The sequence below is a fragment of the Enterobacter cloacae complex sp. P29RS genome (genome assembly GCF_014893445.1).
Lineage (GTDB): Bacteria > Pseudomonadota > Gammaproteobacteria > Enterobacterales > Enterobacteriaceae > Enterobacter > Enterobacter intestinihominis.
Genome location: NZ_JADBPZ010000003.1, coordinates 151,514 through 175,239 on the forward strand (window position 1 = coordinate 151,514; position 23,726 = coordinate 175,239).

General features: G+C 56.2%; 20 protein-coding genes, 1 tRNA gene and 2 pseudogenes. 11 read left to right on the top strand and 12 right to left on the bottom strand.

Annotated features, from left to right (window positions below; translation table 11 throughout):
* Positions 1-10: 10 nt before the first annotated feature.
* On the bottom strand, positions 11-943 hold the full coding sequence (gene pyrB, locus IM282_RS03565) for an aspartate carbamoyltransferase (protein WP_003863368.1): 933 nt from the start codon (positions 941-943) through the stop codon (positions 11-13).
* A gap of 34 nt (positions 944-977) precedes the next feature.
* Positions 978-1,082, bottom strand: a complete 105-nt coding sequence (locus IM282_RS03570) for a pyrBI operon leader peptide (protein WP_022646880.1) — start codon at positions 1,080-1,082, stop codon at positions 978-980.
* Between IM282_RS03570 and IM282_RS03575 the strand changes: the two are divergent.
* Positions 1,062-1,179, top strand: a pseudogene (locus IM282_RS03575) (hypothetical protein). The gene IM282_RS03570 and the pseudogene IM282_RS03575 sit on opposite strands and share 21 nt — an antisense overlap.
* Before the next feature lie 3 nt (positions 1,180-1,182).
* On the opposite strand, the gene IM282_RS03580 reads toward IM282_RS03575, so the two are convergent.
* The 5 genes from IM282_RS03580 to arcA form a co-directional block, all read right to left on the bottom strand.
* A complete protein-coding gene (locus tag IM282_RS03580; protein ID WP_003863366.1) occupies positions 1,183-1,662 on the bottom strand; it encodes an arginine repressor in 480 nt (159 codons plus the stop codon).
* 80 nt (positions 1,663-1,742) lie between these two features.
* Positions 1,743-3,146: a YfcC family protein gene (locus IM282_RS03585; protein WP_003863365.1), complete on the bottom strand. Its 1,404-nt coding sequence runs from the start codon at positions 3,144-3,146 to the stop codon at positions 1,743-1,745.
* A 46-nt stretch (positions 3,147-3,192) separates the two neighbouring features.
* Positions 3,193-4,197, bottom strand: a complete 1,005-nt coding sequence (gene argF / locus IM282_RS03590) for an ornithine carbamoyltransferase (protein ID WP_063152420.1) — start codon at positions 4,195-4,197, stop codon at positions 3,193-3,195.
* 129 nt (positions 4,198-4,326) lie between these two features.
* Complete coding sequence (gene arcC, locus IM282_RS03595; RefSeq protein WP_022646884.1) at positions 4,327-5,238, bottom strand: carbamate kinase; 912 nt, start codon at positions 5,236-5,238, stop codon at positions 4,327-4,329.
* Between the two features lie 10 nt (positions 5,239-5,248).
* On the bottom strand, positions 5,249-6,469 hold the full coding sequence (arcA, locus tag IM282_RS03600; RefSeq protein WP_045620964.1) for an arginine deiminase: 1,221 nt from the start codon (positions 6,467-6,469) through the stop codon (positions 5,249-5,251).
* Between the two features lie 675 nt (positions 6,470-7,144).
* On the opposite strand from arcA, the gene IM282_RS03605 reads away from it, so the two are divergent.
* From IM282_RS03605 to IM282_RS03625, 5 genes are all read left to right on the top strand, one after another.
* Positions 7,145-7,597 (top strand): YhcH/YjgK/YiaL family protein, encoded by a 453-nt coding sequence (locus tag IM282_RS03605; RefSeq protein ID WP_048965862.1) that lies wholly within the window; start codon positions 7,145-7,147, stop codon positions 7,595-7,597.
* A 235-nt stretch (positions 7,598-7,832) separates the two neighbouring features.
* Complete coding sequence (yagE, locus tag IM282_RS03610) at positions 7,833-8,741, top strand: 2-keto-3-deoxygluconate aldolase (RefSeq protein WP_058647057.1); 909 nt, start codon at positions 7,833-7,835, stop codon at positions 8,739-8,741.
* A gap of 14 nt (positions 8,742-8,755) precedes the next feature.
* A complete protein-coding gene (yagF, locus tag IM282_RS03615; RefSeq protein WP_192970124.1) occupies positions 8,756-10,723 on the top strand; it encodes a xylonate dehydratase YagF in 1,968 nt (655 codons plus the stop codon).
* Between the two features lie 226 nt (positions 10,724-10,949).
* The gene (locus IM282_RS03620) at positions 10,950-12,332 is read left to right on the top strand and encodes an MFS transporter (protein WP_171932347.1); all 1,383 of its coding nucleotides are present in this window, start codon (positions 10,950-10,952) and stop codon (positions 12,330-12,332) included.
* Between the two features lie 11 nt (positions 12,333-12,343).
* Positions 12,344-13,954, top strand: a complete 1,611-nt coding sequence (locus IM282_RS03625; RefSeq protein ID WP_192970125.1) for a glycoside hydrolase family 43 protein — start codon at positions 12,344-12,346, stop codon at positions 13,952-13,954.
* Here IM282_RS03625 and xynR read toward each other — a convergent pair.
* The 3 genes and pseudogenes from xynR to IM282_RS21835 form a co-directional block, all read right to left on the bottom strand.
* On the bottom strand, positions 13,939-14,700 hold the full coding sequence (xynR, locus tag IM282_RS03630; RefSeq protein ID WP_038415186.1) for a DNA-binding transcriptional repressor XynR: 762 nt from the start codon (positions 14,698-14,700) through the stop codon (positions 13,939-13,941). The genes IM282_RS03625 and xynR overlap by 16 nt on opposite strands.
* Positions 14,701-15,254: 554 nt before the next feature.
* The gene (gene argF, locus IM282_RS03635) at positions 15,255-16,259 is read right to left on the bottom strand and encodes an ornithine carbamoyltransferase (RefSeq protein ID WP_192970126.1); all 1,005 of its coding nucleotides are present in this window, start codon (positions 16,257-16,259) and stop codon (positions 15,255-15,257) included.
* A pseudogene (locus IM282_RS21835) lies at positions 16,229-16,323 on the bottom strand (hypothetical protein). Before IM282_RS21835 ends, argF (IM282_RS03635) begins: the two are co-directional and overlap by 31 nt.
* Before the next feature lie 99 nt (positions 16,324-16,422).
* Here IM282_RS21835 and rraB point away from each other — a divergent pair.
* From rraB to IM282_RS03660, 5 genes are all read left to right on the top strand, one after another.
* Positions 16,423-16,848 carry a ribonuclease E inhibitor RraB gene (gene rraB / locus IM282_RS03640; protein ID WP_017694625.1) on the top strand — a complete coding sequence of 142 codons (426 nt, stop codon included), beginning with the start codon at positions 16,423-16,425 and terminating at the stop codon, positions 16,846-16,848.
* Between the two features lie 47 nt (positions 16,849-16,895).
* Positions 16,896-17,654, top strand: coding sequence for a tRNA isopentenyl-2-thiomethyl-A-37 hydroxylase MiaE (gene miaE, locus IM282_RS03645; protein ID WP_032625253.1), 759 nt, complete (start codon positions 16,896-16,898; stop codon positions 17,652-17,654).
* Between the two features lie 30 nt (positions 17,655-17,684).
* Positions 17,685-18,407 carry a topoisomerase II gene (locus IM282_RS03650; RefSeq protein WP_192970127.1) on the top strand — a complete coding sequence of 241 codons (723 nt, stop codon included), beginning with the start codon at positions 17,685-17,687 and terminating at the stop codon, positions 18,405-18,407.
* A 106-nt stretch (positions 18,408-18,513) separates the two neighbouring features.
* Positions 18,514-18,598, top strand: a tRNA-Leu gene (locus IM282_RS03655).
* Between the two features lie 198 nt (positions 18,599-18,796).
* Positions 18,797-20,065 (top strand): integrase arm-type DNA-binding domain-containing protein, encoded by a 1,269-nt coding sequence (locus IM282_RS03660; protein WP_192970128.1) that lies wholly within the window; start codon positions 18,797-18,799, stop codon positions 20,063-20,065.
* A 291-nt stretch (positions 20,066-20,356) separates the two neighbouring features.
* Here IM282_RS03660 and IM282_RS03665 read toward each other — a convergent pair whose 3' ends face one another.
* Both IM282_RS03665 and IM282_RS03675 read right to left on the bottom strand, forming a co-directional pair.
* On the bottom strand, positions 20,357-21,799 hold the full coding sequence (locus IM282_RS03665; protein WP_192970129.1) for an IS1182 family transposase: 1,443 nt from the start codon (positions 21,797-21,799) through the stop codon (positions 20,357-20,359).
* 294 nt (positions 21,800-22,093) lie between these two features.
* Complete coding sequence (locus IM282_RS03675) at positions 22,094-23,722, bottom strand: type I restriction-modification system subunit M (RefSeq protein WP_192970131.1); 1,629 nt, start codon at positions 23,720-23,722, stop codon at positions 22,094-22,096.
* Positions 23,723-23,726 lie beyond the last annotated feature (4 nt).

Genomic DNA, 23,726 nt, shown 5'->3' on the forward strand with positions numbered 1-23,726 from the left:
TCGTCTCCCCTTACAGAGCTAATTCGCGATTCAGAACCAGTGCCAGTAACGCCTGGCGAGCGAAGATGCCGTTTCCGGCCTGCTGGAAGTACCAGGCGTGCGGCGTTTTGTCCACGTCTGTGGTGATCTCATCGATGCGCGGCAGCGGGTGCAGCACCTTCATATTGTCACGCGCGCCTTCAAGGTCGCTGGCGCGCAGCACGAACTGCGCCTTCACGTTGGCGTACTCGGACGGATCCAGACGCTCTTTCTGCACGCGGGTCATGTAGAGAATATCCACGTTGCCCATCACCTCTTCGATACTGGCGTGCAGGCTCCACGCGATGCCTTTCTCGTCCAGCATGTCGAGAATGTACTGCGGCATCGCCAGCGCGTCCGGCGCGATAAAGAAGAAGCGGTTGCCGTTAAATTTCGCCAGCGCCTGGGTCAGGGAGTGGACGGTGCGGCCATATTTCAGGTCGCCGACCATGGCGATGTTCAGGTTCTCAAGCGTGCCCTGCGTCTCCTGAATGGTGAACAGATCCAGCAGGGTCTGCGTCGGATGCTGGTTAGCACCGTCACCGGCGTTCAGCACCGGAATGCCGCCGGAAAATTCGGTCGCCAGACGCGCCGCGCCCTCCTGCGGGTGGCGCATCACAATCGCGTCAACGTAGGTACTGATAACCGAAATGGTATCCGCCAGGGTCTCGCCTTTTTTGCCCAGCGACGTGTTGCTGCTGTCCGAGAAGCCCACCACGCTCGCGCCCAGACGGTGCATGGAGGTTTCGAAGGAGAGGCGGGTGCGGGTCGAGGCTTCGAAGAAGCAGCTCGCAATCACCTTGTGCTTCAGCAGCTCCGGTTGCGGATTGGCCTTCAGTTTTGCCGCGGTTTCCAGAACCAGTTCCAGCTCTTCGCGGCTGAGGTCGTTTATGGAAATGATGTGTTTTTGATAAAGCGGATTCATGTTTATCTCCTGACGCCGGGCAAAAAAAAGCCCCTCAAATGAGGGGCTCTGGGAATAGGTTTAGCAACGGGAAGAAAAACGGCAGGCCAGCGTCTGATTTCAGACGCGGTAAGACGTTATGTCGTACACGCTTGACCATGCTTCCTCCCGGCAAATTGTCGGGCATTATACGCAGCTCGCTTTTGGGATCAAGCGATTTAATGCACGCTTTACTCAATGCAAACGGTTCTTTGTGAATATTAATGCGTTCTGAGTAAATAATTAATTTGCTTATGCACCAGCGCGGTGCGCTTCACTACGCGGGGCGCGACCCAGACAATACTGCTCCCGGCCACTACACCTAAAATTTCCGGTAACTGGTGATAATCCAGAATACGCGCCACCGCGCGGCCATATCCGGCGACGGTATGGATAAGGATAAATTCGCTGTTGTGCTCCACGCTCACCACCATTTCAGAGACCGTACGCGCCGCGTCGGGGGCCGGGCGCAGCTGGGGATTCAGCGAATAAATCTTTAGCCCTTTGGCATTGCGAATTTTTATGACACCAAGCAACTTGAGCAGACGTGAAACGGTGGACTGGCTGATGGTCTCAAAACCACGCTCCTGTAAGTCGCGGCGGATCTCTTCCTGGGAGAGATAGCTCTTTTCCGCGATCAGACGCTGGCAGACCGTTAGCTGTAGTTGCTCTTTGGGAGAGTACTCTTCGTAATCCATCATAGTTCCCATATCAGTTCCCGAAATAACCGGTGGCACCGCACCGATCCGTAGGCCGGATAAGCGCAGCGCCATCCGGCAAATCACAACAAAGCGCCCAGGCTTAACGCCACCATAATCACCACCGTTAAAATCCCCAGCAGCGGCGCGACCCATTTCAGATAACGCACGTAGGGCACGCGGGCGATAGCCAGCCCGCCCATCACGACGGCAGAGGTGGGAGTGATCAGGTTGACGATGCCGGACGCCGACTGGTAAGCCGTAACCACCAGGTCGCGGTTGACGTTAGCGAAATCGGCAAGGGGCGCCATGATCGGCATCGTCAGAACGGCCAGGCCGGACGAAGAAGGCACAAGAAACGACAGCACCACTTCCAGCCAGTACATCACGTTGATGAACGCCACCGTCGACAATCCGGTGACCATTCCCTCGGCGCTGTGCAAAATGGTGTGGGTAATCATGCCCTTATCCATGATCACTACGATACCGCGCGCGATGCCGATTATCAGCGCGACGCCCAGCAAATCTCGCGCGCCGTTGATAAAGGTTGAGGTCAGCTCCTCTTCGCTCATGCGGGCGATCAGCCCGACGATAATGGCACTGGCGAGGAACACCGCCGAAATCTCCGCCATCCACCAGCCCAGCACCGCCACGCCGTAGATCATCACCGCGAAGGCGAGGGCGAAGATCACCAGGATGAGTTTGCGCACCGGGGTAAATTCCAGCGACTGCTCGCCCTTGTTACCGAGAAAGTGGGCGCGATTTTCTTCCTGCTTATCCGCCACGATCGACAGCGACGGATCCTTGCGCACCTTGCGGGCGTAGCGCATTACCCACGCCACGCAGATGATCCAGCCGATCACCAGCAGCGCGATGCGTAGCATGATGCCGTTGGTGAAGGGGATCCCGGCGGCGTTGGCGGCGATCACCGTGGCGAACGGGTTGATGGTGGATCCGAGCGTGCCGATCCCCGCGCCGAGCAGCACGGTAGAAGCCGCAACCACCGGATCGAACCGCGCTGCCAGCATCACCGGCACCAGTAAGGTATAGAAGGGTAGCGACTCTTCGGCCATGCCGTAAATCGTGCCGCCTGCGGCAAACAGCGCCATCAGGATTGGGATCATCCACTCTTCGCGGCCGCGCAGCCGGGTGGTGACGCGCTCGATCCCGGCGTCTATCGCCCCGGTTTTAGTGACGATCCCGAGGAACCCCCCGATGATCAGAATAAACAGCGCCACGTCGATCGCCCCGGCCTGGCCGGACTCCGGATCGTACAGCCCGGCAATCGGCGCCATCAGCACGGAGACGAGCCCCTGCGGGTGCGCTGCCACGTGCGCGTAAGTGCCAGCAACCGGCACTTCTTTGCCGAGCGCCTCGTTCATCGCCATATGGTACTGCCCGGCCGGAACAATCCACGTCAGCACGGCAACCACGGCAATCAGAAAAAAGAGAATGGTATAAGCGGAGGGAAATTTGAACTTGCCCATGATGTTCTCCTGAACCCGGCGCACCCCGCGGCGCGCCGGGCGGTGATTAGTCGCCGAGTGTCGCCACCATGACCGCTTTAATGGTGTGCATGCGGTTCTCTGCTTCGTCGAAGACGATGGAGTTCGGGGATTCAAAGACCTCCTCCGTCACCTCCAGCCCCTTCAGGCCGTACGCCATCTCGATTTCGCGGCCCACTTTGGTATGTTCGTTGTGGAACGCCGGCAGGCAGTGCATGAACTTGACGTTCGGGTTACCGGTGGCCTTCATCACGTCCGCATTAATCTGATACGGCTTCATCAGGCTAACGCGCTCGGCCCACGCCTCCTTCGGCTCGCCCATGGAAACCCACACGTCGGTGTAGAGGAAATCGGTACCCTGCACGCCTTCTTCCACATCGTCGGTGAGGGTGATGCGCGCGCCGGTCTCTTTGGCGATGGCGCGGCACTGCTCAACCAGCCCGGCCTCCGGCCAGAAGGATTTCGGCGCCACAAGGCGGATATCTATCCCCATTTTGGCTGCGCCGACCATCAGCGAATTACCCATGTTGTTGCGCGCGTCGCCGAGATAAGCAAAGCTCAGCTCCGGCAGGGTTTTGCCCGGAGAGTGCTCCAGCATAGTCATCAGGTCGGCAAGGATTTGCGTCGGGTGGAACTCGTCGGTCAGGCCGTTCCACACCGGCACCCCCGCGTATTCGCCCAGCTCCTCAACGATGGCCTGGCCGTAGCCGCGGTACTCGATGCCGTCATACATGCGGCCCAGCACGCGCGCGGTGTCCTTCATCGACTCTTTGTGGCCAATCTGCGAGCCGCTTGGGCCGAGGTAGGTGACCTGCGCGCCCTGGTCGAACGCGCCCACTTCAAAGGCGCAGCGGGTGCGGGTGGATGTTTTTTCAAAGATCAGGGCGATGTTTTTCCCGACCAGGGTTTGCTTTTCGCGCCCGGCTTTTTTGGCCGCCTTCAGCTCGATGGCGAGGTCGATCAGGTACTGGATCTCCGCCGGGGTGTAGTCCAGCAGTTTCAGGAAGTTGCGGTTTTTCAGGTTGATGGTCATGGGTAAATCCTTTTTAAAATTAATGTCTAAGACCTTACCCCTCACCCCAGCCCTCTCCCCAAAGGGGAGAGGGTGTAATCGTCCCCTCTCCCCTTTGGGGAGAGGGTTAGGGTGAGGGGAAATGGGTGCTCAGTTACGAATCAACGTGCCTTTCTCGCCCGCCAGGATCTCCGCGCCGTCGGCCAGCGCGCCGATCCCGGCAATGCCGTTGCAGGCTTCAACAAACTCGCGGCAGGCGGCCACTTTTGGCCCCATCGATCCGGCGTCGAACTGCATGCCTCTGAGCAGTTCCGGCGTGACCTGCGCCAGCGGGCGCTGGGTCGGCTTGCCCCAGTCGAGGTACACTGCGTCGGCATCGGTGAGGATCAGCAGGGCATCGGCCTCGATCTGCCGCGCCAGCAGAGCGGCGGAGAGGTCTTTGTCGATCACCGCCTCAATGCCGCGATAACCGTTGGCGTTTTCCACCACTGGCACGCCGCCGCCGCCGTTGCAGATGACCAGGTGGTCGCGCTGAATAAGCGCCGTAATGGCGTCGCTCTCGACGATGCGCTTCGGCTGCGGAGAGGGCACCACGCGGCGGAAATAGGCCCCGTCGACTTTGAACACCCAGCCTTTTTCCGCGGCCAGCGCTTTCGCCTGGGCTTCGCTGTAGACCGGGCCGATGTACTTGGTCGGGTTGCTGAACGCCGGGTCGGCGGCGTCCACTTCCACCTGCGTGAGCAGGACGCTGACCTCGCGCTGGGGCAGATTGTTTTTCAGCGCCTGCTGGAGCATGTAGCCGATCATTCCCTGGCTTTCTGCACCAAGAACGTCCAGCGGGTAGGGAGTGACTTTGTCGTAGGCGCTGTTTTGCAGCGCCAGCAGCCCGACCTGCGGGCCGTTGCCGTGCACCAGCACCACGCGCCATTGCTCCGTTAAGCCTGCGATGGTGCGGGCGGCCTGCTCGATGTTCTGGCGCTGGATGTCCGCTTCAAGCGGTTCGCCGCGCTTGAGCAGCGCGTTGCCGCCAAGGGCCACAACCAGAGTGGGTTTTCGTTCCATGATGGCTCCTTTAAATTCCGTCGCGTTCCAGGGGGCAGCTCATGCAGCGCGCGCCGCCGCGACCGCGTCCCAGCTCGTCGCCCGGGATCGGCAGCACGGTGATGCCCGCTTTGTCGTACTTCTCGTTGGTCCAGACGTTGCGCTCGTAGCCGATCACCACGCCCGGGCGGATGGTCAGGACGTTGTTAGCGTCGTTCCACTGCTCGCGTTCGGCTTCAAAGGCATCGCCGCCGGTGGTGATCAGGCGCACCTGGTTAATGCCGAGGGCTTTCTCGATGGCATGCAGCAGGTCGGTTTCCTGGGTACGCAGCAGGCCGCCGCGTCCGTCCGGGGTGAGCGTCCAGCACTGGGCGTCCTTGCGCACCACTTCCGGGTAAACGGAGAAAGTGTCCACGTCGATGTGGGTCATCACGGTGTCGAGGTGCATGCAGGAGCGATGTTTTGGCAGCTCAACGGCGATCACGCGTTCGGCCTGGCGATGTTTAAACAGGCTATTGGCGAGGAACTCCACGCCCTGCGGCGTCGTGCGCTCTGACATGCCGATCAATACCGCCCCGCGGCCAATCACTAATACGTCGCCGCCTTCCAGGGTGGCGTGGTCGTAATTAATATTCTCGTCGCCGAAATACTTAATAAACTCGCCATCGGCAAATGCGGGGTGCCAGCGATATATTGCGCGCAGATTATTGGTTTCGCGCTGACGGGCCGGTTTCGCCATCGGATTAATGGACACGCCGTTATAAATCCAGCAGGAGGTATCGCGGGTAAATAAGTGGTTCGGCAGCGGTTTCATAATAAAATCATTCGCCGTGTGGGTATCGACCACCATATTTTTAATAGCCGCCGGAATTTCGCCGTAGGTTAATCCGCCGCTTAATCGGCGCGCCAGTTCGCGGTGCGGCATATCCGCCAGCCAGCCGCGGACGTCGCCGGCAAAGGCTGGGCCGAGGCGGTAGTCGGAGATTTGTGTTTCAAGAAGCCAGGCTTTTGCTTCGGCAATATCAAGCGTTTGCGTAAGAAGGTCGGTCAATAGCAGGACTTCCACACCCTGCTCGCGCAGCGTGTTTGCGAAGATATCATGCTCCTCTCCCGCCCGCTCAACCGAGAGCACGTCATCAAATAACAACTCCTGACAATTCGATGGCGTTAAACGTTTAAGACTTAAATTAGGACGGTGCAGCATAACGCTACGCAATTGACCAATTTCAGAACCGACGTAATGCTTTTCCATAATTATTCCTTTAACTTTTTTTCAGAATAAAAAGGGCATGCGCCATGTGATGCGTTTAATTTCATGGCGGCTAAGCTCAATTGATTTCGTGATTCATAGTAGGCGCTTAAATAATGGTTATTGTGACGCTGCTCACGCGAAAACCGATATTGAGCAGTTTATTTTCAATTGCATGATTCGTATCAGATAATGATTAATTTCATATTATTACGGGATGAATAGCTAAGCAGGAACGGGTGGCAATATTTGAGGTTGTTATTGTTTTGTAGAATTACATGCTTTGAAATATTTAGTTATGCTGTTGATTTCAATGAATAAAATTTTGCCTCGAGAATAGCTATGCAATAATGACAGTTAACTATTTTTCACTTAAGAGAAATCGATAAATAATTATGGATTTTTAAAGGAAATAACCGAAGTGATAAAGTGTGATGCAACAACAGGTTTTGTGAGTTACGTTTTAAATTCAGCGAGTTAGATAAGTTGCGTAAAGCTTAGGAAATGAGGTTATGCATAACGACTGCATAAATGCCTTTATGTAATTAACAGTGAATTAACACATTTTCCGATAAACATGCGCTGGCGCAAATCTTGTCTAAAAAGGGCTGGTATGGGAGAGGCGATTCTCGTATAAAAGATTAAAATGAAACAATGTTTTAATTTGAGGGTTGTATCATGATTATTGGCAATATTCATCATCTCCAGTCCTGGCTACCAGAAGAGCTGCGCCAGGCCATTGAGCACGTTAAGACCCACGTCACCGACGCGACGCCGACCGGCAAGCACGACATCAGCGGCAACAGCCTGTTTTATCTGGTATCGGAGGACATGACCCAGCCGTTCGCCGAGCGTCGCGCTGAATACCATGCACGCTACCTGGATATTCAGATTGTGCTGAAGGGGCAGGAAGGGATGACCTTCAGCACCCTGCCGCACGGCACGCCGGACACCGACTGGCTGGCGGACAAAGACATCGCGTTCCTGCCGGAAGGCGAGCAGGAGAAAACCGTGGTGCTGAGCGAAGGAGATTTCGTGGTGTTTTACCCGGGCGAAGTGCATAAGCCGCTGTGCGCGGTGGGGGCGCCGGCGCAGGTGCGTAAGGTTGTGGTGAAGATGCAGGTAGAGTAACCCCTCACCCCGGCCCTCTCCCAAGGGGAGAGGGTGTAAAAGTTCCCTCTCCCCGTGGGAGAGGGGTAGGGTGAGGGCACCAGACCGCACCCTCTAATATGTGATCCAGCTTAAACTTCCCGCACTCCCTCCTCATCTCCCATTTACCTGTGCTTTTTCTCCGTCATAGTATGATCGTTAAATTAATGAACACTGTTCTATAATGTAGAACAAAATGATTCACCAAGGAGATCTCATGCCGCAGTCCGCGTTGTTCACGGGTATCATTCCCCCTGTCTCCACCATTTTTACCGCCGATGGCCAGCTTGATAAGCCGGGCACCGCCGCGCTGATCGACGATCTGATCGCTGCGGGCGTCGATGGCCTGTTCTTCCTGGGCAGCGGCGGCGAGTTCTCCCAGCTCAGCGCCGAAGAGCGTAAAACCATTGCCCGCTTTGCGATCGATCATGTCGATCGTCGTGTGCCGGTCCTGATCGGCACCGGCGGCACCAACGCCCGGGAAACCATTGAGCTGAGCCAGCACGCGCAGCTGGCGGGCGCGGACGGCATCGTGGTGATCAACCCTTACTACTGGAAAGTGTCGGAAGCGAACCTGATCCGCTACTTCGAACAGGTGGCCGACAGCGTCACGCTGCCGGTGATGCTCTATAACTTCCCGGCGCTGACCGGGCAGGATCTGACCCCGGCGCTGGTGAAAACCCTCGCCGACTCGCGCAGTAACATCGTCGGCATCAAAGACACCATCGACTCCGTCGCCCACCTGCGCAGCATGATCCACACCGTTAAAGCGGCCCATCCACACTTCACCGTGCTCTGCGGCTACGACGATCATCTGTTCAATACCCTGCTGCTCGGCGGTGACGGGGCGATCTCGGCCAGCGGTAACTTTGCTCCGCAGGTGTCGGTAAATCTTCTGAAAGCCTGGCGGGATAAAGACGTGGCGAAAGCGGCTGAGTATCATCAGACCCTGCTGCAAATCCCGCAGATGTATCAGCTGGATACGCCGTTTGTGAACGTCATTAAAGAGGCGATCGTGCTCTGCGGTCGTCCAATTTCTACGCACGTCCTGCCACCAGCCTCGCCGCTGGACGAGCCGCGTAAGGCGCAGCTGAAAAACCTGCTACAACAGCTCAAGCTCTGCTGAGCCGGACGATAACGATGACCATTGAGAAAATTTTCACCCCACAGGACGACGCGTTTTATGCGGTGATCACCCACGCGGCGGGTCCGCAGGGCGCGCTGCCGCTGACTCCGCAGATGCTGATGGAATCCCCCAGCGGCAACCTGTTCGGCATGACGCAGAACGCCGGGATGGGCTGGGACGCTAACAAGCTGACCGGCAAAGAGGTGCTGATTATCGGTACTCAGGGCGGCATCCGCGCCGGAGACGGACGCCCGGTTGCGCTGGGCTACCACACCGGGCACTGGGAAATCGGCATGCAGATGCAGGCGGCGGCGAAGGAGATCACGCGCAACGGCGGGATCCCGTTTGCGGCCTTCGTCAGCGATCCGTGCGACGGGCGCTCGCAGGGCACGCACGGCATGTTTGATTCCCTGCCGTACCGCAACGACGCGGCGATCGTCTTTCGCCGCCTGATCCGCTCCCTGCCGACGCGCCGGGCGGTGATCGGCGTGGCAACCTGCGATAAAGGGCTGCCCGCTACCATGATTGCGCTGGCCGCGATGCACGATCTGCCGACCATTCTGGTGCCAGGCGGGGCGACGCTGCCGCCGACCGTGGGGGAAGATGCGGGCAAGGTGCAGACCATCGGCGCGCGCTTTGCCAACCATGAACTCTCCTTGCAGGAGGCCGCCGAGCTGGGCTGTCGCGCCTGCGCGTCGCCGGGCGGCGGGTGTCAGTTCCTCGGTACGGCGGGCACCTCGCAGGTGGTCGCGGAAGCGCTGGGTCTGGCGTTGCCGCACTCCGCGCTGGCGCCGTCCGGACAGGTGGTGTGGCTGGAGATCGCCCGCCAGTCGGCACGCGCGGTCAGTGAACTGGATAACCGCGGCATCACCACGCGCGATATCCTCACCGACAAAGCCATCGAAAACGCGATGGTGATCCACGCGGCGTTCGGCGGCTCCACCAATTTACTGCTGCACATTCCGGCCATTGCCCACGCGGCGGGCTGCACGATCCCGGACGTTGAACACTGGACGCGCGTCAACCGCAGGGTGCCGCGCCTGGTGAGCGTGCTGCCCAACGGCCCGGACTATCACCCGACCGTGCGTGCGTTCCTCGCGGGCGGCGTGCCGGAAGTCATGCTCCACCTGCGCGATCTCGGCCTGCTGCATCTGGATGCCATGACCGTCACCGGCCAGACGGTGGGCGAGAACCTCGACTGGTGGCAGAGCTCGGAGCGCCGTAAGCGCTTCCGCCAGTGCCTGCGCGAGCAGGACGGCGTGGAGCCGGATGACGTGATCCTGCCGCCGGAAAAAGCAAAAGCGAAAGGGCTGACCTCGACGGTCTGCTTCCCGACGGGCAACATTGCGCCGGAAGGATCGGTAATCAAGGCCACGGCGATCGACCCGTCGGTCGTCGGTGAAGATGGCGTTTACCGCCACACCGGCCGGGTGCGGGTGTTTGTCTCGGAGGCGCAGGCGATCAGGGCCATCAAGCGGGAAGAGATTGAGCAGGGCGATATCATGGTGGTGATCGGCGGTGGACCGTCCGGCACCGGCATGGAGGAGACCTACCAGCTCACCTCCGCGCTGAAGCATATCTCGTGGGGCAAAACGGTGTCGTTAATCACCGATGCGCGCTTCTCGGGCGTGTCGACGGGCGCCTGCTTCGGCCACGTGTCGCCGGAGGCGCTGGCGGGCGGGCCGATAGGCAAGCTGCGCGATAACGACATCATTGAGATAGCGGTGGACCGCCTGACATTAACAGGCAGCGTAAACTTTATCGGTACCGCGGACAACCCGCTGACGCCGGAAGAGGGCGCGCGCGAGCTGGCACGGCGGCAGACGCATCCGGACCTGCACGCTCACGACTTTTTGCCGGACGATACCCGGCTGTGGGCGGCATTACAGTCCGTGAGCGGCGGCACCTGGAAAGGCTGTATTTATGACACCGATAAAATCATTGAGGTAATTAACGCCGGTAAAAAAGCGCTCGGTATTTAATTATTTTGTGAGAGAAAATCGTCTGCGGAAAATAGTCCGCGGGCGGTTTTTGCGTGTCTGCAATTTATTAATTTAAACAATAAGTTGCGATATATCGTTGACGTCACAAAAGCGAAATAACGTAATTCAGAAATAAGATATGACCATTGCTGGTTAATTGAACAGCTCATTACACTCCATTAACACGATGTTGTAATTCAGCACACTACATAAGGGTGTAATTCTGATGACGCAATTAACCATGAAAGACAAAATTGGCTACGGGCTGGGTGACACCGCCTGCGGCTTCGTCTGGCAAGCCACGATGTTCCTGCTGGCCTATTTCTACACCGACGTCTTCGGCCTCTCCGCGGGCATAATGGGGACGCTGTTTTTAGTCTCCCGCGTGCTCGACGCCGTGACCGACCCGCTGATGGGGCTGCTGGTAGACCGCACCCGCACGCGGCATGGCCAGTTTCGCCCGTTCCTGCTGTGGGGCGCCATCCCGTTCGGCATCGTCTGCATGCTGACCTTCTACACGCCGGACTTCTCCGCGCAGGGCAAAATCATCTACGCCTGCGTGACCTATATTCTGCTCACTCTGGTCTACACCTTCGTTAACGTCCCGTACTGCGCCATGCCGGGCGTCATTACCGCCGACCCGAAAGAGCGTCACGCCCTGCAGTCCTGGCGTTTCTTCCTCGCCGCCGCGGGGTCGCTCGCCATCAGCGGCATCGCGCTGCCGCTGGTCAGCATCATTGGCAAAGGCAACGAGCAGGTGGGTTATTTCGGCGCCATGTGCGTGCTGGGCCTGAGCGGCGTGGTGCTGCTCTACGTCTGCTTCTTTACCACCAAAGAGCGCTACACCTTTGAGGTGCAGCCGGGGTCGTCAGTGGCGGAAGACCTTAAGCTGCTGCTGGGCAACAGCCAGTGGCGCATCATGTGTGCCTTCAAGATGATGGCGACCTGCTCCAACGTGGTGCGCGGCGGGGCGACGCTCTACTTCGTCAAATACGTGATGGATCACCCGGAGATGGCGACCCAGTTCTTACTCTACGGCAGCCTCGCCACCATGTTCGGCTCGCTCTGCTCCTCCCGCCTGCTGGGCCGCTTCGACCGCGTTACCGCCTTCAAGTGGATCATCGTCGCTTACTCGCTGATTAGCCTGCTGATTTTCGTCACCCCGGCGGAGCACATCGCGCTGATTTTTGCCCTCAACATTCTGTTCCTGTTCGTCTTTAACACCACCACGCCGCTGCAGTGGCTGATGGCCTCTGACGTGGTGGATTACGAGGAGAGCCGCAGCGGACGCCGCCTCGACGGGCTGGTGTTCTCCACCTACCTGTTCAGCCTGAAGATTGGCCTGGCGATTGGCGGGGCGGTGGTGGGCTGGATCCTGGCGTACGTCAACTACTCCGTCAGCAGCAGCGTGCAGCCGGTCGAGGTGCTGACCACCATCAAAATTCTGTTCTGCGTGGTGCCGGTGGTGCTCTACGCGGGCATGTTCATCATGCTTTCGTTCTACAAGCTCACCGACGCCCGCGTGGAGGCCATCAGCCAGCAGCTGATCAAGCACCGCGCGTCGCAGGGCGAGGCCGTTCCCGACGCTGCGACAGCCGCATCCCATTAACCGGAGGCAACATGGAAATCACTAACCCGATACTCACCGGCTTCAACCCGGACCCGTCCCTGTGCCGCCAGGGCGAGGACTACTACATCGCCACCTCGACCTTCGAGTGGTTCCCGGGCGTGCGCATCTATCACTCCCGCGACCTGAAAAACTGGACGCTGGTCAGCACGCCGCTGGACCGCGTGTCGATGCTGGATATGAAGGGCAACCCGGACTCCGGCGGTATCTGGGCGCCGTGCCTGAGCTACGCCGACGGCAAATTCTGGCTGCTCTATACCGACGTGAAGATTGTCGATTCGCCGTGGAAAAATGGCCGCAACTTCCTCGTCACCGCGCCGTCCATCGAAGGGCCATGGAGCGAGCCGATCCCGATGGGCAACGGCGGGTTCGATCCGTCCCTGTTCCACGACGACGATGGCCGCAAATACTACCTCTACCGCCCGTGGGGGCCGCGCCACCACAGCAACCCGCACAACACCATCGTGATGCAGGAGTTTGATTCGCAGACTGGCACGCTCTCGCCCGAGCGCAAAACGCTGTTTACCGGCACGCCGCTCTGCTACACCGAAGGGGCGCATCTTTATCGCCACGCGGGATGGTACTACCTGATGGTTGCCGAGGGCGGCACCAGCTACGAGCACGCCGTCGTGGTGCTGCGCGCAAAAACCATCGACGGGCCGTACGAGCTGCACCCGGACGTGACGATGATGACCAGCTGGCACCTGCCGGAGAACCCGCTGCAAAAGAGCGGTCACGGCTCGCTGCTGCAAACCCACACCGGGGAGTGGTATATGGCCTACCTCACCAGCCGCCCGCTGCGCCTGCCCGGCGTGCCGCTGCTGGCCTCCGGCGGGCGCGGCTACTGCCCGCTGGGGCGCGAGACCGGCATCGCCCGCATTGAATGGCGCGACGGCTGGCCGTACGTGGAAGGCGGCAGGCACGCGCAACTGACCGTGAAAGGCCCGCAGATGGCGGAGCAGCCTGTAGCCGTTCCGGGCATCTGGCGGGACGATTTCGACGCCAGTTCGCTTGACCCGGAACTGCAGACCCTGCGCATTCCGTTCGACAACACCCTCGGCTCGCTTACCGCCCGCCCGGGCTACTTACGGCTCTACGGCAACGACTCGCTCAACTCGACCTTTACCCAGTCGACCGTGGCGCGCCGCTGGCAGCATTTCACCTTCCGGGCCGAGACGCGGATGCAGTTCTCGCCGGTCCACTTCCAGCAGAGCGCGGGGCTGACCTGCTACTACAACAGCAAAAACTGGAGCTACTGCTTTGTGGACTACGATGAGGGACAGGGGAGAACCATCAAGGTGATCCAGCTCGACCACAACGTGCCGTCATGGCCGCTGCACGAGCAGCCGATTCCGGTGCCGGAACAGGCCGAGAGCGTCTGGCTAAGGGTGGACGTGGATAAACTGGTCTACCGCTACAGCTACTCGTTCGACGGCGAGACATGGCACACCGTGCCGATCACGTATGAGGCGTGGAAGTTGTCGGACGACTATATCGGCGGGCGCGGTTTCTTCACTGGTGCGTTTGTGGGACTGCACTGCGAGGACATCAGCGGCGACGGCTGCCACGCGGACTTCGACTACTTCACCTACGAGCCGGCATAGCCCAGTGCGCGTGAGAGCGCGAGCCCGGCCTGCTGAAGCTGCTCGCGGAAATTAGCCAGCTCGGCATCGTCCACGCGCGAGGTCAAGGTCGACAGGCTCAGGGCGGCAATCACGCGGGATTCGTGGTTCCACACCGGCACCGCCACGCAGCGCACGCCCTGCTCGTTCTCTTCGCTGTCCAGGGCATAGCCCTGCTCGCGGGTCTGCGCCAGAGCGGCCATTAATGCTTCGCGAGAGGCGAGGGTAGCGGGCGTAAAGGTGGTGTACTGATAGCCCTCCAGCAGGGTGTTCAGCTCGGCCTCGCCCAGCCAGGCAATCAACACCTTGCCGATGGCAGTGGCGTGAACCGGCAGGCGGCGGCCAATGCGCGAATAGGCTATGGCGGCCAGCTTGCCTTCAATCTTCTCGATATAGACCCCTTCACGACCGTCCAGGATCCCCAGATGGGTGGTCTGCCCGGTCCGCTGGGACAGCTCCGTCAGCCAGCCTTTCGCCTTCTGGCGAATATCGATGGAGCCCACGACGAAATGACCGCGCTCAACCAGCTTCATGCCGAGGCGATATTTGCCGTTCTCCGGGTTCTGATCGATATAGCCGTGAAGCTGGAGGGTTTTCAGCAGCGAGTGGAGGGTACTCTTGCTCAGCCCCATCAGTTTGCTGATGTCGGTGATCTTAAGCTCGGTGGCCTGCTCGTTGAACAGGTCGAGGATCTGCAACGCACGTTCAACAGACTGAATAATCGGCATAATGCTGGCATGTCCACGCTGGAATGAAGGCGAAAACGTACCTTTTTCGGGGTGAAAAATCAATGAAATGGCGCCGGTTTGCTCCCTCTCCCCGTGGGAGAAGGCCGGGGTGAGGGCATAAGGCCGCAGCGTTGCCTGATTCGCCCGGCGGCGCTACGCTTGCACGGGCCTACGGGTTGTGTTTTCTCCCTCTCCCTGTGGGAGAGGGACGGGGTGAGGGCATCAGGCCGCATCGTCGCCTGATTCGCCCGGCGGCGCTGCGCTTGCACGGGCCTACGGGCTGGGTGTTCTCCCTCTCCCCGTGGGAGAGGGACGGGGTGAGGGCATCAGGCCGCATCGTCGCCTGATTCGCCCGGCGGCGCTGCGCTTGCACGGGCCTACGGGCTGGGTGTTCTCCCTCTCCCCGTGGGAGAGGGACGGGGTGAGGGCATCAGGCCGCATCGTCGCCTGATTCGCCCGGCGGCGCTGCGCTTGCACGGGCCTACGGGCTGGGTGTTCTCCCTCTCCCTGTGGGAGAGGGCCGGGGTGAGGGCACCAGACCGCAGAGGAGTCAATCACTCCCCAAGCGTCGCCACCATCACCGCCTTAATCGTATGCATCCGGTTTTCCGCCTGGTCGAAGACGATACTCGCCGCCGACTCAAACACCTCGTCCGTCACTTCCATCCCGCCGTGCAGATCGAACTCCTTCGCCATCTGCTTGCCGAGCGTAGTCTGGTCGTCATGGAACGCGGGCAGACAGTGCAGGAACTTCACGTTCGGGTTGCCGGTCAGCGCCATCATTTGCGCGTTCACCTGATACCCCCTCAGCAGCGCAATCCGCTCCGCCCACTTCTCTTTGGCTTCGCCCATCGACACCCACACGTCGGTATAGATAAAGTCCGCGCCCTTCACGCCCGCCGCCACGTCTTCCGTCAGGGTGATTTTCCCGCCGTGCTTTTCCGCTAGCGCACTGCACTCCGCCACCAGGCTCTCTTCCGGCCAGCAGGCTTTCGGGGCCACCAGACGCAGATCCAGCCCGGTCAGTGCCGCCGCTTCCAGCATCGAGTTGCCCATGTTGTTGCGCGCGTCGCCCGCGTAGACCAGCGTCATCTCGTTAAACGCCTTGCCCGGCAGGTGCTCCTGCATGGTCAGCAGGTCCGCCAGCAGCTGCGTCGGGTGGAACTCGTTGGTCAGCCCGTTCCACACCGGCACGCCAGCATACTTCGCCAGCGTCTCGACGACTTCCTGGCCGTGACCGCGATACTGAATGCCATCGTACATCCGCCCGAGCACGCGTGCGGTATCCTTAATTGACTCTTTATGCCCAATCTGGCTGCCGCTCGGCCCTAACCAGGTGACGCGCGCGCCCTGGTCAAATGCGGCAACTTCGAAAGAGCAACGTGTACGGGTTGAGTCTTTTTCGAAGATGAGCGCGATGTTTTTTCCAGTAAGCTTTTGTACTTCCTTGCCATTTTTTTTATCGGCTTTGAGCTGTGCGGCAAGAGTCAGCAGAGAAGTGAACTGAGCAGGGGTAAAGTCGAGCAATTTCAGAAAGTGTTTCTTGTACAGATCAGACATTTTATCCTCACATGGGAACGCCACTTATTGAATTAAAATTCACTTTATATGTGTAATTATTCATTTGCAACCCCGTTTCACAAATCTTTCCAACAAAGGTGGAGGCAAACCCGTCCGTGTGTGAAAATAGAAGTATCTGCCGCACTTTAAAGAGGATTGACCCATGGCAAACCCGGAATTACTGGAAGAGCAACGCGAAGAGACGCGTCTGATTATTGAAGAACTGCTGGAAGACGGTAGCGATCCGGACGCGCTGTACACCATCGAACACCATTTCTCTGCGGACGACTTTGAAGCGCTGGAAAAAATGGCCGTGGAAGCCTTCAAGCTGGGTTACGAAGTGACCGAGCCGGAAGAGCTGGAAGTGGAAGAGGGCGACACCGTCATCTGCTGCGATATCCTGAGCGAAGGCGCGCTGAAGGCGGAGCTGATCGACGCGCAGGTAGAACAGCTGATGAACCTGGCCGAGAAGTTTGAAGTGGAATACGACGGCTGGGGAACCTACTTCGAAGATCCGAACGGTGAAGACGGCGAAGAAGGCGACGACGAAGATTACGTCGACGAAGACGACGACGGCGTGCGTCACTAAGCGTTTCAGGCGGTGGCACGCGCCACCGCTTTTTTCAAGGCAGAACCATGGATTACCCGCAGATACTCGCCCCCGTACTCAACTTCCTCCAGTGCCCGACCCCGCAAGCATGGATTGATAAAGCCCGCGACCCGGCGAACCTGCCGCTGCTGCTCACCGACCATATGGTGTGCGAGCTCAAGGCCGCCCAGACCGCGCTGTTACTCGTGCGTAAATACGTCGCCGACGAAAGCGGTGCCGATGCGCTGCTCGACTGGCTCAAGCCCTACGAACAGTTCACCTTCCGCGACGGCCCGGAGCCGGACTTCATCGCCCTGCACAGGCAGATTGGCAAAAGCGTGATGCCCAAAACCGACGACCCGTGGGGACAGGCGCTCATCGACAGCATGGTGCTGCTGATTAAAGAGGAGCTGCACCACTTCTGGCAGGTGCGCGAGGCGATGCTGGCCCGCGACATTCCCTACGTCAAAATCACCGCCAGCCGCTATGCCAAAGGGATGCTGAAGGACGTGCGCACCCACGAACCGCTGACACTAATCGACAAGCTCATCTGCGGCGCCTACATCGAAGCCCGCTCCTGCGAACGCTTCGCCGCGCTGGCCCCGTTCCTCGACGACGACCTGCAGAAGTTCTATCTCTCGCTGCTGCGCTCGGAAGCGCGCCATTATCAGGACTACCTGACGCTGGCTCAGCAGGTGAGCGACGACGATATCTCACCGCGCATACAGCTTTTTGGCGAAATTGAAGCCACACTTATCTCGACACCGGACCACGAGTTTCGCTTCCACAGCGGCGTGCCGGTGTAAACCGGCATAACTCAAGGATAAGGATGCGAGATGAATAAAAAGTGGACCCGTATTGTGATTATCGTCATTGCGGCTGCCTCCGTGGCGTTCTGGGTGTTTTTCGACAGGCAGCGCGCTCCGGAACGGCAGATGGATAACGCCCTCAACGCGATGCCCGCCTGGCAGGTGATCAAGGAGCAGGAGCCCGCGCTGCATCAGCGCATCCTCGACCAGATGGCCGCCCTGCAAAAAGCGGGCGAGCCGGAGCAGCAGATTATCGACACCATCCAGCCGCAGATCCTGCATCTGCAGATGTCGCGCCTGCAAAACGCCCCGGACGCCAACGTGGTGAACTACATGACCATCAACATGGAGCAGACCGCCGCCATCCAGAAGGTGAGCGACGACGCCTGCTTCCGTTTCCTCTACCCGATGGTGAAGGGAGGCGTGAACCCGATGCGCATGCTGGATAAAGACCTGATGGCCCGGCGCATGCAGGCCGACGCCGACATGATGCGCGCGGCCTACGGCAAAAACCGCCACACCGTGACGCAGGCCGAACGCGAGGCGGCTGTCGAGGATGTCCGACCGATTATGAAGCAACTTGCCGATCAGTACGGCGAGGACATCCAGCTGCTGCAGATGCCGGAGAAGGCGGCGGGCAAAGAGAAGCTCTCCTGCGATATGGTGCAGGAGATGTGGGCGAAGGTGCTGGCACTGCCGGAGCAGAAGGCGGCGAGGGTGATTCGGCTGGCGGTGTCCGAGCTGGACTGACGAAGGGCGCTGGTTTTTTGGGCACTTAGCGCGGGTTTCGCGCGTCGTCGCTTGCATGGCGGCGCGCGACAGGTATAATCCACAACGTTTCCGCATCCCCTTCAGTGCCGAAGTGGCGAAATCGGTAGACGCAGTTGATTCAAAATCAACCGTAGAAATACGTGCCGGTTCGAGTCCGGCCTTCGGCACCATCGGAACATCAATAGACGTCAACGGACGTCTTTTTTTGTGCCTGAAATCCAGTATCCGCAAGGCTTTCCTCGCTTTTTCACTCAACCTAAGTCAACCTGATTCAATCTACATCAACTTACTGATGCGGGTACAACTGCGGGTATATCCCGGTTCGATTATGTTTGTACCCACACAGGACCCTTGAAAGGATACTCATCATGGCTCTGAGTGATGTGAAAGTTCGTTCGGCTAAGCCTGAAGCTAAAGCCTATAAACTTACTGACGGTGAAGGCATGGTGTTGCTGGTTCACCCTAACGGTTCTAAATACTGGCGGCTGCGTTATCGTTTTGGTGGTAAGGAGAAGATGCTGGCGTTGGGGAAATACCCTGAAGTTTCGCTGGCGGATGCCCGGGCACGCCGGGATGAAGCCCGTAAGCTGTTAGCTAATGGTGTCGATCCAAGTGAGAACAAGAAAGCCGTTAAAGTAGAGCAGGAACAAGAGGCGATAACGTTTGAAGTGGTTGCCAGAGACTGGCACGCCAGCAATCAGAAGTGGTCTGCATCGCATAGCGCTCGTGTACTGAAAAGCCTCGAAGATAATCTCTTTACTGCCATCGGTAAGCGGAACATTGCTGAATTGAAGACTCGGGATCTGCTTGTACCCATCAAAGCCGTTGAGTCATCCGGGCGACTCGAAGTCGCCGCCCGTTTACAACAGCGAACTACCGCGATTATACGCTTTGCTGTGCAGAGTGGACTGATAGATTATAACCCAGCGCAGGAAATGGCAGGGGCGGTTGCTTCCGGAAACAGGCAACATCGACCGGCACTGGAATTAAAGTGTATCCCTGAACTACTTCAGAAAGTAGATAATTATACTGGTAGACCATTAACCCGCTGGGCAACGGAACTGACTCTGCTTATCTTTATTCGCTCTAGTGAATTACGGTTTGCCCGTTGGTCAGAAATTGATTTTGAAACATCAATGTGGACGATCCCGCCGGAACGAGAGCCCATTCCCGGCGTCAAACATTCTCACCGGGGATCAAAGATGCGTACGCCGCATTTGGTGCCGCTTTCAAAGCAGGCACTGGCGATCCTGAAACAGATCAAACAGTTTTGTGGAGAACAAGGGCTGATTTTTATTGGTGATCATGATCCACGTAAACCGATGAGTGAAAACACAGTGAATAAGGCGCTTCGGGTAATGGGCTATGACACGAAAGTCGAAGTCTGTGGTCATGGTTTTCGCACAATGGCGTGTAGTTCGTTGATAGAGTCAGGGCTGTGGTCGAGGGATGCGGTAGAGCGGCAGATGAGCCATATGGAGCGTAACTCTGTGCGGGCAGCCTATGTCCATAAGGCAGAGTTTATCGATGAACGTAAGTTGATGCTGCAATGGTGGGCGGACTTTCTGGATGCGAACCGAGAGAAGGGCATTACGCCGTTTGACTATGCAAAAATTAATCAGGGGAACTGTGGATAAATGGTTGGGCTGACGTGGGGGAACTTCTGGGTGCGACAATTTTGTATTAACACAAATTTAACCTAACAGCTTTATAGATTGAAACAAGTAAAATCTGACAGTCCGCTGTGAGCGCAGGCTGTGTGAAAACTCATAGCTTCAAATAGCCAAACAATATTTCTCATCTGTGCTTTAATAATGTCGTTTAAGTTGACGAGGTAATCTGTGATTTTATTCGGGTGACTCAGAATTTTTTATTGCGGGGAAGAACCTGATATTTGTTGTTACTGGAGGATAAAATGGCTGGAACCGTTAGCCGTATTGTTCCTGCAGCTGAATTATCAATCCTTCAGTACCCCATATTGATAGCATCCTTTTCAGGTTATAAGCCAATATATGCAGACTAATTTCTGTACTGACGTTTTTAAATTTCCGCATCAAGAAGTGCGTTGCACCCATCCACATTTTTATTGTCCCAAACGGATGTTCTACCGTTTGCTTTCGCATGACTACTGCTTGAGGAAATGCCTCAAGTCTGGCATGCATTTCTTCCATTTCAGCCTCATGAACCCAGCGCCGTATACGCCTTGGATCGCGTTTTGATGTGGTACACTTGGAGCGCTGGCTGCAATCGCGACAGGCAATATTGTTAAAGTATAATTGTTGCTCCAGACCGTCCTCTATTGAGGTAAATCGATTCTGAAGCTCGTTGCCCATTGGGCATACATAAACATCTTTTTCCCTGTTATATCTGAACATTGAGCGGTTATAGAGCCCTTTACGTTCAGCACCAGAGGTATCTCCCTTTGGCACCAAAGCCACGGCTCCGCTATCCAGAACTGTTTTAATATCGCTGCGACTGTAATACCCTTTATCGGCAAGTACTGTTATGTCCTTCCGGCCAACAGCTTTCTGAGCCAGTGTTGCCACTGAACCAAGTTGCCCCCGATCTGTTGTATTGGTGACTTCATGCGCAACAATCAAATGGTTCTTCGTATCCACAGCTGTCTGAACGTTGTAGCAAACTTGCCGGTTCATATTATTTGTTTTCATCAACCGAGAGTCAGGGTCGGTTAAAGAGAGTTGTTTATCTGGCTGTTGTGCGACTGCGTGTTGGATTGCCTGAAGTTCACGTAAACGCTTTTGTAGCCAGGCCAGTTTAGTGGCTGTTAACTTTGTGCTTGCATCGGGCCCGGTATTCTTGTCGGCTTCATCCAGCTTGTTTAAATAATAAGTAATACTTTGCTCAACGCGCTCAATATGGTCTTTGGCTTTCTGGGATGTAAAGTTGTTCGGTTTGCTGTTTACTGCTTTGAATTTGCTGCCGTCAATAGCAACAACAACATCAGTGAACATTTGCATTTGCCGGCACAGGCCAATAAAGGCCCGACAAGCATTCCTGATACCTTCACCGTTATCTTTCCTAAAGTCTGCAATGGTTTTAAAGTCAGGCGTTAATCGTTCAAGTAACCACATCAGTTCAACGTTCCGATGGGCCTCTTTTTCCAGTCTTCGGGAGGACTGAATTCGGTTGAGATATCCGTAAATGTACAGCTTCAGTAGGGTGGCAGGGTGATATCCGGGCCGTCCGGTTCGCTTTGCGTTAACTCTTCTGAAACCAAGAGAATCAAGCTGTAACCCATCTACAAATATATCAACTACTCTGACTGGGTTATCTTCAGTGACAAAATCATCCAGTGCATCTGGGAGCAATGTCATCTGGTGCCTGCCATGTCCTTGAATGTGATTGGTCATGTCGGTACCCGCAGTGTTCACTTGTATGTTTATAATTTTAATAGAAAAGTAAGTCCGCGGCATGGGTTTATAAAGAATGGTTGATCGTATGAAACCATCGCTTAGACCAAAAAGTGCTCAGGTGTTTTCACACAGCCTGAGCGTGAAGCGGACGCTCATTCTTTACATAATATTGGCAGTACCTTTCTTGTGCAGATCAATAACATTGCCTTACTGAAGGCTAAATTGATAAAAAGAGCCCGAATACTGATGATTTGGGCTCTATATTTCACCTATAAGTTACATCACTCCAGATTAGTCTTTTTCGGCTAATGGAAGTGGTGGTAATCCTAGTTCTTCGAGGAAAGTGTTATGAGTGAGAGTTGCACTCTTAATACTTTCTTCTAATGACACTAGCTTACTGTGGATATCTTTCAGATCTATTCTTTTTTCTGCCTGTGCTGTACTGACATAACGTGAGATATTCAGATTGAAACCGTTTCTCTCAATCTCTTCCATCGACACACGACGGGAATATCGATCTTCTTCTTTGCGGAATTGATAGCTCTCAACGATTTTGTTGATGTGTTCTGGCAGCAGATAATTCTGGCGTTTGCCTTTCTCGAAGTGTTCTGCGGCATTGATAAACAATACGTCATCTGACTTCTTGCAGCGTTTGAGCACCAGAATACAAACAGGTATGCCAGTCGAGAAGAACAGATTGGCAGGAAGACCAATGACTGTATCGATATGTCCATCTTTTAACAATTTGGTACGGATACGCTCTTCTGCACCGCCACGGAACAAAACGCCGTGCGGCAGAATAATAGCCATAACGCCATCATCACTGAGGAAGTGAAATCCGTGCAGAAGGAAGGCGAAATCAGCCGCTGATTTAGGAGCAAGACCATAGTTCTTGAAGCGGAAATCTTCACCTAATGCCTCAGTAGGCTCCCAGCGTAAACTGAAAGGCGGATTGGCTACGATGGCGTCGAACTGCATTTTCTTTGCAGGATTCATCTCATTGAGAATATTCCAATCATTCTCTAACGTATCACCGTGATGGATTTCAAACTCGGTATCTTTTACCCCATGCAACAGCATGTTCATTCGCGCAAGGTTATAGGTAGTGATATTTTTCTCTTGGCCAAATATTTTACCTATAGAGCCTCCTTTATCACTTAACCTGTTTCGTACATTCAATAGCAACGAGCCTGAGCCACAGGCGAAGTCCATCACTTGTTTAATTTTTTTCTTTGAACCAGTCGTTGGGTCTTGGCTGTCTAATGTAACAATTGCTGACAAGATGGTAGAAACTTGTTGAGGCGTATAAAACTCACCAGCTTTTTTTCCTGAACCTGCAGCAAACTGACCAATCAAGTATTCGTAGGCATCACCCAGATCGTCCCTTGCATTACTAAAACCAGAAATACCTTCGGCGATTTTTTGAATAATGGTACAGAGCTTGGCATTACGATCAGCAGGCTTTTTGCCGAGCTTTTCAGAGTGTAGGTTTATTTCCGAGAACAAGCCCTGGAATGTGCTGTTGAAGGATTTCTCTTCAATATATTTGAACCCTTTCCATAGTGTATCCAGCAAATCCGTATGCTGAGTACGTGCCATTTCGGCCACACTGCTCCACAGAAACGCAGGTTCAATAACATAATGTGTTTTAAGACGCATCTGCTTTTCAAAATCGGCAATATCAGCTTGGTTGTTCTGATACCAGATTGCTAGCGGTGTGCGACGATCGTTATCGCCCGGTTCGGGGTAATCCCTGCCCAATTCCTTCTTAGCTGCCTGTTCATAGTTATCGGACAGATAACGCAAGAATAGAAATGACAGCATGTAATCACGAAAGTCATCGGCATTCATCGCGCCGCGTAATTGATCAGCAATATCCCAGAGGGTTTTACCAAGCTGATTAAGTTGTTCTTTGGTCATGTAG